Annotated in this window: 18 protein-coding genes and 1 pseudogene; 11 read left to right on the top strand and 8 right to left on the bottom strand. The window is 70.1% G+C overall.

What is annotated here, in order from left to right:
- A partial coding sequence (locus C1I93_RS11385) for an ABC transporter ATP-binding protein (RefSeq protein WP_111243227.1) occupies positions 1-589 on the top strand: 589 nt, incomplete at its 5' end.
- On the opposite strand, the gene C1I93_RS11380 is transcribed toward C1I93_RS11385, so the two are convergent.
- Both C1I93_RS11380 and C1I93_RS11375 read right to left on the bottom strand, forming a co-directional pair.
- On the bottom strand, positions 590-1,048 hold the full coding sequence (locus C1I93_RS11380; RefSeq protein WP_111243218.1) for an Rv0361 family membrane protein: 459 nt from the start codon (positions 1,046-1,048) through the stop codon (positions 590-592).
- Positions 1,049-1,118: 70 nt separating this feature from the next.
- Entirely contained in the window at positions 1,119-2,117 is a 999-nt protein-coding gene (locus C1I93_RS11375; protein WP_111243217.1) for a tyrosine-type recombinase/integrase, read from the bottom strand.
- 176 nt (positions 2,118-2,293) lie between these two features.
- On the opposite strand from C1I93_RS11375, the gene C1I93_RS11370 reads away from it, so the two are divergent.
- Positions 2,294-2,503 (top strand): trypsin-like serine protease, encoded by a 210-nt coding sequence (locus tag C1I93_RS11370; protein ID WP_111243216.1) that lies wholly within the window; start codon positions 2,294-2,296, stop codon positions 2,501-2,503.
- Between the two features lie 78 nt (positions 2,504-2,581).
- On the opposite strand, the gene C1I93_RS11365 is transcribed toward C1I93_RS11370, so the two are convergent.
- From C1I93_RS11365 to C1I93_RS11355, 3 genes are all read right to left on the bottom strand, one after another.
- Positions 2,582-3,007: an Hsp20/alpha crystallin family protein gene (locus C1I93_RS11365; RefSeq protein ID WP_111243215.1), complete on the bottom strand. Its 426-nt coding sequence runs from the start codon at positions 3,005-3,007 to the stop codon at positions 2,582-2,584.
- Positions 3,008-3,118: 111 nt separating this feature from the next.
- On the bottom strand, positions 3,119-3,535 hold the full coding sequence (locus C1I93_RS11360; RefSeq protein WP_111243214.1) for a DUF6069 family protein: 417 nt from the start codon (positions 3,533-3,535) through the stop codon (positions 3,119-3,121).
- A gap of 163 nt (positions 3,536-3,698) precedes the next feature.
- The gene (locus tag C1I93_RS11355; RefSeq protein ID WP_111243213.1) at positions 3,699-4,154 is read right to left on the bottom strand and encodes a MarR family winged helix-turn-helix transcriptional regulator; all 456 of its coding nucleotides are present in this window, start codon (positions 4,152-4,154) and stop codon (positions 3,699-3,701) included.
- 175 nt (positions 4,155-4,329) lie between these two features.
- On the opposite strand from C1I93_RS11355, the gene C1I93_RS11350 reads away from it, so the two are divergent.
- The gene (locus C1I93_RS11350; RefSeq protein ID WP_111243212.1) at positions 4,330-5,109 is read left to right on the top strand and encodes an FkbM family methyltransferase; all 780 of its coding nucleotides are present in this window, start codon (positions 4,330-4,332) and stop codon (positions 5,107-5,109) included.
- The gene (locus C1I93_RS11345) at positions 5,106-5,588 is read left to right on the top strand and encodes an HNH endonuclease (RefSeq protein WP_223256231.1); all 483 of its coding nucleotides are present in this window, start codon (positions 5,106-5,108) and stop codon (positions 5,586-5,588) included. Before C1I93_RS11350 ends, C1I93_RS11345 begins: the two co-directional genes overlap by 4 nt.
- A 181-nt stretch (positions 5,589-5,769) precedes the next feature.
- Here C1I93_RS11345 and C1I93_RS11340 read toward each other — a convergent pair whose 3' ends face one another.
- A complete protein-coding gene (locus C1I93_RS11340; protein ID WP_111243211.1) occupies positions 5,770-6,681 on the bottom strand; it encodes a LysR family transcriptional regulator in 912 nt (303 codons plus the stop codon).
- A 73-nt stretch (positions 6,682-6,754) separates the two neighbouring features.
- Here C1I93_RS11340 and C1I93_RS11335 point away from each other — a divergent pair, with 73 nt between their 5' ends.
- The 6 genes and pseudogenes from C1I93_RS11335 to C1I93_RS11310 all read left to right on the top strand — a co-directional run.
- The gene (locus C1I93_RS11335) at positions 6,755-7,762 is read left to right on the top strand and encodes a DMT family transporter (protein WP_111243210.1); all 1,008 of its coding nucleotides are present in this window, start codon (positions 6,755-6,757) and stop codon (positions 7,760-7,762) included.
- Between the two features lie 141 nt (positions 7,763-7,903).
- Positions 7,904-8,635 carry a class I SAM-dependent methyltransferase gene (locus tag C1I93_RS11330; protein ID WP_111243209.1) on the top strand — a complete coding sequence of 244 codons (732 nt, stop codon included), beginning with the start codon at positions 7,904-7,906 and terminating at the stop codon, positions 8,633-8,635.
- A gap of 42 nt (positions 8,636-8,677) precedes the next feature.
- Entirely contained in the window at positions 8,678-9,160 is a 483-nt protein-coding gene (gene coaD, locus C1I93_RS11325) for a pantetheine-phosphate adenylyltransferase (protein WP_249412286.1), read from the top strand.
- Between the two features lie 384 nt (positions 9,161-9,544).
- Positions 9,545-9,802: a hypothetical protein gene (locus C1I93_RS11320; RefSeq protein ID WP_111243208.1), complete on the top strand. Its 258-nt coding sequence runs from the start codon at positions 9,545-9,547 to the stop codon at positions 9,800-9,802.
- A 204-nt stretch (positions 9,803-10,006) separates the two neighbouring features.
- Complete coding sequence (locus C1I93_RS11315) at positions 10,007-10,720, top strand: DUF8817 family protein (RefSeq protein WP_111243224.1); 714 nt, start codon at positions 10,007-10,009, stop codon at positions 10,718-10,720.
- Between the two features lie 277 nt (positions 10,721-10,997).
- A pseudogene (locus C1I93_RS11310) lies at positions 10,998-12,020 on the top strand (adenosine deaminase); the annotation flags it as partial.
- Here C1I93_RS11310 and C1I93_RS33255 read toward each other — a convergent pair.
- Positions 12,002-12,175, bottom strand: a complete 174-nt coding sequence (locus tag C1I93_RS33255) for an aromatic-ring hydroxylase C-terminal domain-containing protein (protein ID WP_420811707.1) — start codon at positions 12,173-12,175, stop codon at positions 12,002-12,004. The pseudogene C1I93_RS11310 and the gene C1I93_RS33255 sit on opposite strands and share 19 nt — an antisense overlap.
- Before the next feature lie 207 nt (positions 12,176-12,382).
- On the opposite strand from C1I93_RS33255, the gene C1I93_RS31165 reads away from it, so the two are divergent.
- Positions 12,383-12,775: a hypothetical protein gene (locus tag C1I93_RS31165; RefSeq protein WP_146603476.1), complete on the top strand. Its 393-nt coding sequence runs from the start codon at positions 12,383-12,385 to the stop codon at positions 12,773-12,775.
- Here C1I93_RS31165 and C1I93_RS11300 read toward each other — a convergent pair.
- Positions 12,736-13,548: a class I SAM-dependent methyltransferase gene (locus tag C1I93_RS11300; protein WP_111243207.1), complete on the bottom strand. Its 813-nt coding sequence runs from the start codon at positions 13,546-13,548 to the stop codon at positions 12,736-12,738. The genes C1I93_RS31165 and C1I93_RS11300 overlap by 40 nt on opposite strands.
- Positions 13,549-13,697 lie beyond the last annotated feature (149 nt).

Raw genomic sequence — 13,697 nt, 5'->3', positions numbered from 1 at the left:
GGTCGCGGTGCGGGGACGTTCGGGTGCGGGCAAGACCACCCTGCTGAACCTCATCGGTGGGTTGGACCGGCCGGACGCGGGCCGGGTGTGGGTGGCCGGCCAGGAGGTGACCGCCGCCGGTGAGGCCGAGCTGCGGCGGCTGCGGCGGGACACCATCGGGTTCGTGTTCCAGTCGTTCGGGCTGATCCCGATCCTGTCGGCGGCGGAGAACGTCGGGTTGCCGATGCGGTTGGCGAAGGTGCCGGCCGGGCAGCGGGAGGAGCGGGTGGCGGTGCTGCTGGAGCTGGTCGGGCTGGGTGGGCACGCCGCGCAGCGGCCGTACGAGATGTCCGGCGGCCAGCAGCAGCGGGTGGCGATCGCGCGGGCGTTGGCCAACGATCCGGCGCTGCTCATCGCCGACGAGCCCACCGGTCAGCTGGACTCGGAGACCGGGCGGGCGGTGATGGACCTGCTGCGGGCGTTGGTGCACGCGCGGGGCATGACGGCGCTGGTGGCCACGCACGATCCGACGCTCGTGGAGTTGGCCGACCGGGTGCTGGTGTTGCGCGACGGTCGGCTGGTGGAATCCACCGAGCCCGTCGGGGTGTGATCAGTACGGGTCGCCGCAGACCCGCCAGCCGTCGTCGTCTCGCACCACCGACAGGTCACGTTGCTCGGTGGCGCCGCCCTCGCGGGTCAGCTGTACGGTGACGGTGCCGTGCGGTTTGCCGCCGCGGGTGGCCACCGACACGTCCAGGATCTCGTAGTCGCGCACCACCGGTGGGGTGCGTACCCAACTGGTGAAGCCGAGTTCGCTCCACCGGGTCCGCGCGTCGGCGCAGAGCCGCTGGTAGGCGCCGTCGGTGTTGCCCACGGTGACTTCCCGCAGGAAACCTTCGGCGGTCTGGCGCACCGGGCCGGCGGCCTGGGTGACCACCTGCACGTTCCAGGCGCCGAGGCCGGCGACCCCGACGCAGCACAGGCCCACCCCGATGCCGGCGAACACGATCCCGGCCCGCACCGGACGACGTCGCCGGGCCGGCCTGCTCCACGCCTGCTCCGTGCCCACATCATCCGACGGTAGAGAATCGGCCGCGGTGGCGGGCGGGAAAGCGGGGCGTGGCGCGCGCGGTGTCGGCTCAGCCTCGGCGGCGGGCGCGGGCGGCCCAGATGGCGTACGCGGGGTCGCGGTCCAGGTTGTGCCGGTCCCGGTCGTAGCGGCGGGTGGTGCGGGGGTCGGCGTGACCCATCGCGTCCTGTACGTCTTCCAGCGGTACGCCCTCGGCGCGGGCGCTGGTGGCGAAGGCGTGCCGTAGCGAGTGCGGCGACAGCCGGGCCCACGCGGGTATCCCGGCGGCCTGGGCGAGCCGGCGGACCAGCCGGAACACCGAGTGCCGGTCCAGGCGGGCGCCGCTGGCGGTGATCAGCAGCGCTCCGGTGAGCTGGGCGACGGGTATGCCCTGGCGGGCGGCCCGTTCGGCGAGGTAGGCGTCCACGGCGTACGCGGTGGAGGGGGTCAGGGCCCGCCGGCGGGGTTTGCCGCCCTTGCCGACGAACCGCACGCTGCGGTGTCCCCGCTCCGCGCCCAGGTCGGTGACGTCCAGGGAGACCAGTTCACCGACGCGTAGCCCGAGGTCGGCCAGCAGGGCCAGCGCGGCGCGGTTGCGGGCGGCGGTCGGGCCGGTGTCGTCCTCGGCGGCGGCGAGCAGCGCGTCGACTTCGGCGGGGGTCAGTCCCACGGTGGCCGAGTGGTCCCGGTCGACGCGGGGCCGGTCGGCGCCGGAGACCGGGTTGGCCGGCAGCGCCCGCAGCTTGACCAGGAAGTCGTACCAGCTGGACAGGGCGGACAGCTTGCGGGCCACGGTGGCCGGGGTCAGCGGGCGTCCGGTACGCGCGGACCGGCTGTTCTCCAGGGCCCGGCCGTACTCGTTGACGTGCAGGAAGTTGGCCTGCAGCGGGTCGAGGTCACGCTCGGCGCACCAGGCGAGCCAGCTGGCGACGTCGCGGCGGTACGCGTCACGGGTGTGCTCGCTGAGCCGACGATTACCCAGCCACGCCTCAGTGACCGCGATCGGCCCATCCGCCAGTGCCGGGTGAGCTGACGGCCGGTACAGCACCGGAATCTCGGACGAACGCATGCGAGAAAGACTCTCAGTCCAGCCGCCACCAGCCGATCAGGCGCGCCGAAGATCTCGCCCCGTGCCCGGCCTTGCCGGCCGGGGAATCGGGTGCGGCGGCCGGGATCGCCGCCGTTGATCATCATTGCGCTGGGCCCGCACCTGGGCGGTCCACTTGTCGTCCACAGTCGACCGCGATGGATGGCGGCCTGGTGACGAACATCTACTCGTGCCGGGGCGACAGTGGTGGCCCGCTGTTCAGCGAGTCGGACCACAGGGCGTACGGCATCCGCACCCACGGCCTTGGCGATCCCTGCTCCGCGACCGTCAGCTTCTCGCCGCTGTCCAAGATCTTCTCTGCCTCGGCCCAGCGGGCCCAACTCAGCTTCTCCCTGACACCGCGTTGATCGATTCGGGCGCCGTCGACCCGACCAACCAGTCGGGTCGACGGCGTCCTCGTCATCCGCAGCGGCGGGTTGGGGCTGTCAGGCGTTGATCTGCTTGCGGCCGTTGCCGGTCGCGGTGACGGTGACCCGGCGGGGTTTGGCCCGCTCGGCCACCGGGATGCGCAGCGTCAGCACGCCGTTGTCGTAGCCGGCTTCGAGCTTGTCGGTGTCGAGGGTGTCGCCGAGGAAGAGTTGCCGGCTGAACACCCCCATCGGTCGCTCGGCGGCGACGAGTTCCACAGTGTCGCCGGCCGGCCGACGGCGCTCGGCGCGGACGGTGAGCACGTTGCGCTGCACCGTGCAGTCGATGCTGTCGGGGTCGACGCCGGGCAGGTCGAAGGCGGCGTAGAAGTAGTCGCCGTCGCGGTAGGCGTCCATGTGCATGACGGCCGGGCGGCTGGTGGTGCCGAGGAACTGCTCGGCGAGCCGGTCGATCTCCCGGAACGGGTCGGTGCGCATCAACATGTCGTGCCTCCTCGGTTCCTTGGCCGAAGGTTCGTGGGGTTGAGCCCGGTCGGCTCAACTTCACTTCTTTGTTTAGCGCGACCGCCGCCCGTCGTCAAGTCGGACGCCGCGTCAGTGGTCGCGCTTGGGCAGCAGGACGACCAGGGCGGCCGGCACCGCCAGATGCATGAGGCCCAGAGCGATCTTGGCGCCCCCGCTGGCGTCGACCTGCAGCAGCGGCGCGAACGACAGCAGCGTGACCGCCACCACCAGGCTGAACCAGATGGTGGTGGCCCGCCGCCCGGCGAACCGCTCCAGGACGGCCAGACTCGCCCAGCCCAACAGGGCCGCGCCGAGCGAGGCGACGACCACGGGGATGAGGTTGACCACCACCTCGGGCTGCCCCGGGTTGCGGACCGCGTAGTCGACGCCGCCGAGTGCCCCGACCCACCAGATCGCGACGCAGGCCACGACGGCCACCAGGACGCCGAGGGCTCGACGACGCAGTAACGCGCTCGTGCTGATGACGGACACGGTGGTGCTGCTCATGGCCACTCCTCGATCGGGAACTCCAGCACAGCGACCGTACCAGATAGTCCCGTACGGAACTATCTGTCGCAGGATGAATTTCGGTGCGCGTGGTGGCAACCGACATCACAATGGGTAGCGCTGCACGGTGCCGAGACCCGCGCGTGACAGGGAGGATTGACCGTTAACAGGCCGGGCCGCACCGGCCGGAGAAACGCTCGTCGACCAGGCGGCGGGTGGCCCGGACGAACACCTCGCGCTCCTCCTCGGACAGGGTGGCGAGCACGTCCGCCTCGATGCGGGCGGAGACCTGCCGGGCCTGGGCGAGCACCCGCTCCCCATCCGGCGTCACCTCGATCAACCGGGCGCGCCGGTCACCCGGGGCGGGTATCCGACGAGCCAGACCGGCGGCCTCCAACTGGTCCAGGGTGACCACCATCGTGGTCTTGTCCACCCCGCACATGTCGCCGATCTGCCGCTGGGTGAGATTACCGTCGTGGGCGCGCAGCAGCACCGCGTACGCCCGGGGCGAGATGCCCAGCTCGGCCAGGCCGGCGGCCTGCTCGGCCCAGAACGCCTGACTGGCCCAGCTGAGTAGAAACAGCAGGTCCTGCGGGCGGCCCGGCGACGGCGACTCCATGCACCGAGATTAACAAGATCTTCTGAGTCGGGATCGTTGCGGTCACCGACCATCCGCAGGTCCGGCCCGCGTCCCGGTCAGGTCCTCGGCTCTGGACGTCACCGTGGGTCACATTCGGGACTTGCTGACCCGGACGGCACCGATCCGGCACAGTCGCGCGGGTTAAGGTGCTGCGATGGGTACACACTCCGCCGCCGTCGAGGCGCTCAAGGCCGACCCGGTCACCGCCTCGCTGCGCCGCTCGCTGGAGGTCTACTACGGCGACCCGGACCGGGACGCGGCGATGGACGCCTTCTACTCCCGTTTCGTACGCCCCGGCGACCTGGTGTTCGACATCGGCTCGCACGTCGGCGACCACATCGGCTGCTTCCGCCGCCTCGGCGCCCGAGTCGTCGCCGTGGAGCCGCAACCGCTGTGCCTGCGGGCGCTGCGCGCCATCTACGCCGGCGACGATCAGGTGCGCGTGATCGAGTCGGCCTGTGGAGCGCAACCGGGACAGGTGAGTTTCCTGGTCAACTCCGCCAACCCGACGGTCTCCACCGCCTCCACCGACTTCGTGGCCGCGGCGGCCGACGCCGGTGGCTGGGAGGGCCAGGTGTGGGACGGTCAGATCGAGGTGCCGGTCACCACCATCGACGCGCTCATCGGCGAGCACGGCACCCCGGCCTTCATCAAGATCGATGTGGAGGGTTTCGAGGACGCCGTCCTGGCCGGCCTGAGCCGCCCGCTACCCGCGCTGTCGTTCGAGTTCACCACGATCGGCCGGACGGTGGCGCTGCGCTGCCTGGACCGACTCACCACCCTCGGCTTCGGTGGCTTCGACGTGGCGTTGGGCGACGACAAGTCGCTGACCCTCGGCCGCTGGGTCAGCGCCGAGGAGATGGCCACCCACCTGCTCGCACTGCCGCACGAGGCCAACTCCGGCGACGTCTACTGCGTACCCACACCCGATTGAGCTTCGACCCGGTGCTGTCACAGATCAATGGCTTGTCGCGACACTTCACCGTGGAGACACTGCGGGCCTACCTGCTCAGCCGCGCGACCCGGGCAGACAACGGATGCCTACTCGTGCGCGGCTACGGCGACCGGCGCGGCGCCTACCAGAAACTCGCCGGCCGGGCGTGGGCGCACATCGCGGCGTACGTGGTCTTCGTCGGCGACTACGACCCCACGCTGGAGGTCCACCACGACTGCGGTACCCCGGACTGCATCGAACCGGCCCACCTGCGCCAGCGCAACCGCGCCGACAACTGCCGCGACCGCACCCAGCCGCCGCGGTGCCGCAACGGCCACGACCGAGAGATCGACCCGGCGACCGGCCGGCTGCGCCGGGTGTGCCGGGTCTGCAACCGGCAGGCCCAGCAGCGGTGGCGCGAGCGACAGGCCGCCGAGGTCGCCCAGGCCCGCGCCGCCCACGGCCGGCACCCCAGCTGACCACCGCCCTCGACTCGTCCGGGAAAGGTGATCGCCGCAGTCGCGGCGGCTCCGCCTGAGCTTCCCGCCCCGCGTTGCCCTGTGCAGGCGCACATGTGGAGTCCGGCGCTATCGAGCTGATAGCACGGACGGCTCACGGCAGAAGTCGAGCGCTGGGGGCCGGACCGCGCGTCTGCTCTGGTCAGAGCGCGGCTACCTGGTATTGCACGGCACTCAACAGGGTGGTGAGGGCGGGAGCGGGTGGAGTGTCGCGGGTGGCGGCGACCAGGCGACGGTTGAGGGTGGTCTCGGCGACATCCCGGATCGCGATCGCGGGGTCGTCGGCGGGCAGGGCCAGGGCCGGCAACAGGGCGACGGCAGCAGCGACGCGGACGAGTTCGAGTTGGACGTCGGCGTCGTTGGAGCGGTGCCGCAGGTCGGGTTCGTAGCCCCCAAGGGCACGGCAGGTGCCCACGACCATGGCATGGTGCCCGGTACCTTCCGCCGAGGCGGTCCAGACCTCGGACCGCAGGTCGGTGACCGCGACCGGCCCGCCGGCCCGGACGAGTGGATGTGCGGCGGGCAGTGCGAGCTTCAGCGGCTCTTCGAGCAGGCGGGTGAAGCGCACACCGGCCGGGCGGGGGCGGGGGTGGCCGTCGTACTCGTCGCCGATGACGAGGTCGACCGTGCCGAGGCGCAGACCCGGCAGGGACTGTTCGAGTTCCCACTCGAAGATCTCCACCCGGACCCGCGGGTGGTCGCTCTTCATCCGCGCCACCGCCGGGATGAGCAGGCGGCGGGCCGCCGATTGCAGGCCACCGGCGCGTACGGTGCCTCGGATGTCACCACCGAGCGCGGCGAGGTCGGCTGTTGCCGCTTCCGCCGCGGAGAGCAGCACCCCCGCGTGCTGGGCGAGCAGCCGTCCGGCGTCGGTGAGCCGCAGTCCGCGCCCGGCTTTGTCGAACAGCCGGGCACCGACATCCTTCTCCAGCAGGGCAAGTTGCTGGGAAACCGTGGAGGGGCTGTAGCCCAGCGCCGTGGCGACCGCGGCCAGGGTGCCGCGTTCGGCGAACTCGCGCAGAAAACGCAACCGCCGCAGGTCCAACTCGATCATGCGGGAATCCTAACGGTTCACCCGCAGAAATCATCGATGGACCCGATGAGTCAGGTTCCCCATCCTGGGAGGCATGGGTGCCGCACTGTGTCTGTTGTCCGCAACCTGCTTCGGCGCGATGGCGATCTTCGGCAAGCTCGCGTACGACGCCGGCGTCTCGCCCGGCGCGCTGCTGCTCGTGCGCTTCGCCCTGGCCGCCGTCCTGCTCGGGGCGGTCCTGCTGGTACGGCCGGGGCTGCGCCGCCCCGAGTCCGCCCCCCACCGAGGCGACGCGCCTGGTCGGCCGAGGCTGACGCACGGCCGGGTGCTGGCCATCGCCGTCGGCATGGGCGCCATCGGCTACGCCACGCAGGCGGGCCTGTTCTTCTCCGCACTACAACTGATGGACGCCTCCCTGCTGTCCTTGATCTTCTACACCTACCCGGTCCTGGTCACCGTGGTGGCGGTGCTGCTCGGCCGGGACCGGTTCACCCCCGCGCGTGGCGCCGCGCTGGTGGCCGCCTCCGGCGGCACGCTGCTGGTCCTGCTCGGTGCCGGCGGCGTGAGTTTCCACCCGCTCGGCGCGCTGCTGGCCTTCGGCTGCGCGATCACCTACACCGGCTACATCCTCGTCGCCGACACCGTCGTGCACCGGCTGGCGCCGGTGGTGCTCTCCGCGCTGGTGATGACCGGCGCGGCCGGCACCCTTGGTGCCCGCGCCCTGCTCACCGGCGGCGTCGACCTCGACTTCCGGGCGTCGGGATGGTGGTGGCTGATCTGCATCGCCGTGGTGTCCACAGTCGTGGCGATGCTCACCTTCTTCGCCGGGCTCAAACGCACCGGCCCGTCGACGGCCGCCATCCTGTCCACCTTCGAGCCCGTGGTCACCTCGACGCTGGCCGTGTCCGTCCTCGGCGAGGCGCTGACCCCGACACAACTCGCCGGCGGCGCGCTGGTGCTGTCTTCCGTTGCCGTCCTTCAACTCAGGGGGCCGGCAAGAAACGTGTCACCAGATCCCAGCGAGGTAGATCATGACGGCTTCGCGGAAGGAAGTGCTGCGGCAGGACGTGCAGCACGCGAGATTCGATCGGCGCGCCGGTAACCCCGCCACGCGGTGTAGCGGCGCAACGCTCTCGCCTGCCCGTACGTAAGCGGCGTTCGGCCGGTAGCCCTTGAACGAGGGCGGTTCGTCACACCGCTGCACCCTTGCTTGCTCGGGCGCATAGGCGGTTGGGTCAACGGCATGGCGCGAATCGCGTACGACAAGGCGGACGCCGCGGCGTTCGAGGCGACCCGTCACCTTACCCATGACGGACTCTCCGCCTGGCGGGAGGCGGTAACCAGGCACCTTGATCCTCGTGTGGGCATGCGGTTGCTCGACCTGGGCTCCGGCACCGGAATGTGGGCGCGAGCCTTCACCGCGTGGTACGACCGGATCGAGGTCATCGCGGTCGAGCCCGCCGAGGCGATGCGCGCCCGCTCGGTATTCCAACCTGTCGTGCCTGGCGCCGCCGAGTGCATTCCGCTCGACGACGGCAGCGTCGACGCCGCCTGGCTCTCCACGGTCATCCACCACGTGCCGGATCTGAAGCGTGCAGCCCGAGAACTACGCAGGGTCGTCCGCCCCGGTGGCCGGGTGCTGATCCGCTCCGCGTTCGCCGGCCGACACCAGGCAATCACCCTGTTCCGTTACTTCCCCGAAGCCATCCGTGTGCTCGACACCTACCCCAGCGTGGCCGACGTCGAAGCAGCCTTCACTGCCGCCGGGTTCGTCACCGTCGGCCTCGAACAGGTCCCGCAGGTGACCGCGGCCTCACTACGCGAGGCTGCGACGGCACTGCGCCGCGAGGCACACACCCCTCTGCAACTGATAAGCGACGACGAGTACGCCGCAGGTCTGGCCCGACTGCGCAAGGCAGCGCAACGTGAGACCGGACCCGTGGTTGACGCCCTGGACCTCCTCGTCCTCACCTGAGCAGCAACAAGATCTTGAAAGATCACAGACAATCGTGGCGATGTGGTTGGGGTCGCGGTGACTGCTACATCGGATCGTGCAGTGGCGCCCGTGCGCGTCTCGTTGGCGGTTTATCCAGGCACGTTCGACCCGTTCACCCCGGGACACCGCGACCTGGTGGCCCGCGCTCGGGTGATGTTTGATCGGATCATCGTGCTGCTGGCGGTGAACGCCGACAAGCAGCCAGCCGCCGAGGCCCCGGCCAGGGCCGTGCTCGTGCGCGACGCCATCCCGGCAGCCTGGGACAATATCGAAGTGGACAGCTGGACCGGCCTGACCACCACCTACTGCCTGCGCCGCGGAGCCACGGTCATCGTCCGCGGCGTACGCACGGCTGCAGACCTTCACTACGAGTACCAGCTCGCCGCGATGAACGAGCAACTCGGCATTCAGACCGTCTGGTTGCCGGCCCGTCCGCACCTGGCTGTCATCTCGTCCACGGCCGCACGGGCATACCGCTCGGCACGGTCTCAGCCACGGACGTAGCTGCCAGACCACTTTGCCGAGGAGCCCCGCGCGGTCACCGGGATGACGGGGTAGCGCGAGTCGCGGATGCGCCGCGCGGGAGCCGGCCGAACCGGCCGTAGAACTTCAGTGAACCCAAGTCGATGTCCCGATGCTTGGCGGTTTATTGGATTTCGTTATCCAGCAATCCAATAAACCATCACACCAAATCGGGCATATCGTCCACGCATCATAATGACAGTTAAGGTGCGTAAGGACTTACGCTGGTGTGATCTGTCTACGGCTGGGCTGCCGGCGCTCTCGTTCTGGCCGCGGAGTACGTCGAGGAGGCACCGGCAAGGGTCTTGGCAATCGAACGGCATTGACCTCGACCCGCAGCACAGTCTCACCATCGCCCCCACCGCGATGCGGCTCCGCGCGGCGGTGGAACTGCTCGGCGACGGCATCTGGATCGCCGACCTGCTGCCACTACTCGACGCCGCATGCGTCCCTCGTTCACGGGCTTTGCTACAAGCCGAGCGGGGCCGAAGCTGCTCGCGTTCCTTCGCCACCGGGGACAGTCAGCAGTTCGTCGCCTCGCTCACCGACCTGCAACTCGCGTACACCCATTTGGTGGTGGTCGGTCAACGGCTCATGGACATCCTCAAGGCCGGCGAAGACTGACCACCGTCGTTCCCCCGGCCGACACTCGTTCGCGATCCGGCTGAGTGCGCGGAGGACCCCGGGGTTGATTGCCACCCTGACGTGCCGGTAGAGGTCGCTGATGGGCCAGCGCAGCTCGCGCTGCATCGGCCGTTCAGTCGTCCGTGACTGATGATCGGCCATTTCCATGTGCGTGTGCCCATTCACGGCGGCTACGAAGTACGGGTGACCAACGAGATAACCATTCCCCTGCTGCCCTGCGCGTCCATCGACGACATCGTCGCCTTCTACGAGGTGCTCGGTTTTCACACCACCTACAAGCAGCGCAAACCCAACCCGGCCGTGGGGTTGCAACGTGAAGATCTGCATCTGCAGTTCTTCGAGATCGCGGGGTTCGATCCGGCGCAGTCCTACGGTTCATGCATCGTGCTGACCTCCGACACGGGGCAGCTGTACCGGGCGTTCGCGGCGGGAATGCGCGCCGCGTACGGCAAGGTATTGGTCTCCGGGACGCCGCGGATGACCCGGCCCCGGGCGCGGAAGAACGCCGACGGGCTGAGCGGCTTCAGCATCATCGATCCAGGGGGCAACTGGATCCGCGTCTTCCAGAACGCCCCCGCCTCCCCCGCGCCGGCACCGGCTGGGCGGCTGGGCAAGGCGATGGCGAACGCCGTCGTGCAGTCCGACTCCAGAGGGGACGCCCGACAGGCGGCTCGGATTCTTGACAGTGCCCTGACCCATCCCGAAGCAGATGACGACCCGGTCGCGTTGGTGGAGGTGCTCGTCTACCGCGCTGAGGTAGCGATGGTCCTGAACGATCCGGCCACGGCGGCCGAGATGCTGGCCCGCGTTGACCGTGTCGCGTTGAGCGCGGACGAAGCCACCCGGGCCGCTGCCGCGCACGAGGCCGCTACCGACCTTGCAGCAGCGCTGTCCTAAGCGCCGCATTCAGCCGACACCGCGCTCCGGCTGGCACCTTGAGCCAGGGCACGGTGTCGGCTACCTGGCGGAGCGGTCTCGGACGCCAAAGGCGATCTTGGCTCGTCGCGCAGGGTTGTCGTCACCGAGCGGTCTTGTTAGCGTGCCGATGCGGGTCGAGAGGCGCTGCGACGGGTGACTATCCGCCACGCTCGACCTGTTCCTTGGTCCAAGGGCGCCTCCCGCTGGGGGGCTGCCGTCCCTCCGGCGGTTCACTCGCACGGTGAGGGTTGTGCATATGGCAAAGGACCTTACTGGCTTCATCGCCGACCTGCCCAAGGTGGAACTGCACGTGCACCACGTCGGGTCGGCAACACCGCAGACCGTTGCTCGGCTGGCCGAACGGCACGCCGGGACCACGGCGGTGCCGGCCGACCCGGCGCTGCTGGCCGAGTACTTCACGTTCACTGACTTCGCGCACTTCGTCGAGGTGTACCTGTCGGTGGTGGACCTGATCCGCGACGCCGAGGACGTGGCCATGCTCACCTACGACATCGGTGTCGGCCTGGCCGCCCAGTCGGTGCGGTACGCCGAGCTGACACTGACCCCGTACTCCTCGATCGTGCGTGGTATCCCGGCCGAGGCGTACTGCGAGGCGGTGGAGGACGCCCGGCTGCGGGTCGCCCGCGACCACGGCATCCAGCTGCGCTGGTGCTTCGACATCCCGGGCGAGCCCACGATGACCGGTGCCGACATCACCCTGGAGGTAGCGCTCAAGCAGCGCCCGGACGGGCTGGTCAGCTTCGGGCTGGGCGGCCCGGAGGCGGGAATCTCCCGCGCCCGGTACGCCAGGCATTTCGCCGCCGCCCGGGCAGCCGGGCTGCGCAGCGTTCCGCACGCCGGTGAGTCGACCGGCCCACAGACCGTGTGGGATGCGGTACGCCATCTCGGCGCGGAACGCATCGGCCACGGCATCGCCGCCGCCCGTGACCCCGAGTTGATGGCTTACCTGCGCGAGCACGACATCGCCCTGGAGGTGTGCCCGACCTCCAACGCCTGTACCCGTTCGGTACCGTCGCTGGCCGAGCATCCGCTGCCGCAGTTGGTGGCCGCCGGTGTACCGGTCACCGTCAACTCCGACGACCCGCCCATGTTCTCCACCACTCTGAACAGGGAATACCAGGTGGCCGCAGATCTGCTCGACCTCGACGAGCACGGCGTCGCCGAGTTGGCCCGCCAGGCCGTGCGGTACTCGTTTCTCGACGCTGCGGGCAAGGCCGCCGTGCTGACTGAGATCGACGACTATCTCCAGGCGTTTTCGGGCACGCCGGGGCTGGGGTCGCCGAACCAGGTGGTCAGCGCGTCGACGAGGTTGTCGGTGCCGTTCGCTCCGGAAGCCCACGCGACGTAGCCGTCGGGCCGGACGAGAAGGGCGTCGGCGGGCCTCGCCGCGGGTGCGTGGGCGGTGACGCCCAGCCGTGCACCTGGCCGCCAGTTTCCAACCGAGGCTTGCCGCGTCCTGCAGTCCGAGGTTGAGCCCGGGCGCGCCGACCGCGGGATGCATGTGGGCGGCAGGTCCGGTCCGAGGACCCGGTTGAGGCTTGCGCGCACCTCGTCGATGCTGACGGGGATCTCGTCGCTGATCGGTGGCCCGTTCCACTCGATACTCAGCTGCCGTAGCCGGTGCCCGCGCCGCAGGTCCACGCCGAGGTGGACAGCCCGCTGCGCCAACAGCGATTCAAGGTGCGCTTGACGGATCTGCAGACCGTACAGCGGATTTTCGGCCAGGCCGGAGAGCTCCAAGGGCAACGCGCCGAACAGGAACGCGGGAGCGGGCTGCGGTCGATCGCCCTGGCCGCCGAAGGACTGGTACAACCCCCGGTCGTCGAGGAAGCGGACGACCTGACCGACCAGGGCGTTGGCCTTGTGTTCGGTGCGGTGCCGCGCCGGGTGACGGCGTCGTCGAGCATCGCCTGGTCGCCCTGGGTGGCGGAGCAGACCCCGGCCTGCGGTCTTGACCCGGTTGACACCGATCATCAGTCGATGCGCTGCCCGAGCCGCAGGACGCTGAGGTAGCGGCGGGCGACCCGGTCGCCCATCCGGGTGCGGATGCGTTCGGCGACCGCGTCGAGCAGCGGCTCCCGGACGTCCCTGTCGAGTTTGCGGTACGGCGACAGCGAACGCAGCAGGTCGGCGAACCCCTCACCGGTGAACCACTGCACGGTCGGGTACCACCGCACGGTAGGCGGGCCGAACAGGTCACCGGGATCGGTGACCGGTCCCCAACCCATGTCCGTGGCGCGTACCTCGTCCGCGACCGGCGGGTGGCCCCAGTCGGGGTTGCCGGGAGAGAACCGCTCGTGCAGGTCGGCGGTCTCGGCGTACACCTCCGGCTCGTTCGGGCGGCGGACGACGACGTGGCCGAGCAGCGCCAGCCAGCCCCCGGGACGCAGCACGGCGTGTGCGCGCCGCCAGCCGACCCGCGGGTCGACCCAGTGCCACGACGACGCGGCGACCAGGACGTCGAAGCGGCGGCCGCTGTCGTCCCAATGCTCGAACGTGGACTGCTCGACCTGCAGGTGGGAGTGACTGGCGAGCTGCCGGCGGGCGAGCGCGACCATCGCCGCGCCCGGCTCCACGGCGGTCACCGGGCAGCCGAGCGCCGCCAGCGAGCGGGTCGCCTGACCGGTGCCGCACCCCACCTCCAGCACCGACGCTCTCTCGTCAAGGCCGGTGACGGTGACGAGGTCGGTGAACAACTCGTCGGGATATCCGGGCCGGACCCGGTCGTAGAGTTCGGGCACCTCCTCGAACACCCGGCCGAGATCATCTGGGTGTGCACCTGCCATCACGTCATTCCTGTCTTCGTCGCGCCGGGCGGGGCGCCGTGGGACGCAGCTGCCCGGTTGCACACGTGGGGCAGCCTTCAGCTGATCACCCGGGTCGATCATCCGAAGACCCGGCCGCCCACCGTGGTGACCGATGGACCGGAGAACGA

The sequence above is a fragment of the Micromonospora endophytica genome (assembly GCF_003236305.1).
GTDB classification, from domain to species: Bacteria; Actinomycetota; Actinomycetes; order Mycobacteriales; family Micromonosporaceae; genus Micromonospora; species Micromonospora endophytica.
The sequence above is the reverse complement of the archived record's forward strand: the minus strand, read 5'-3'. Positions and strand labels throughout refer to the sequence as shown.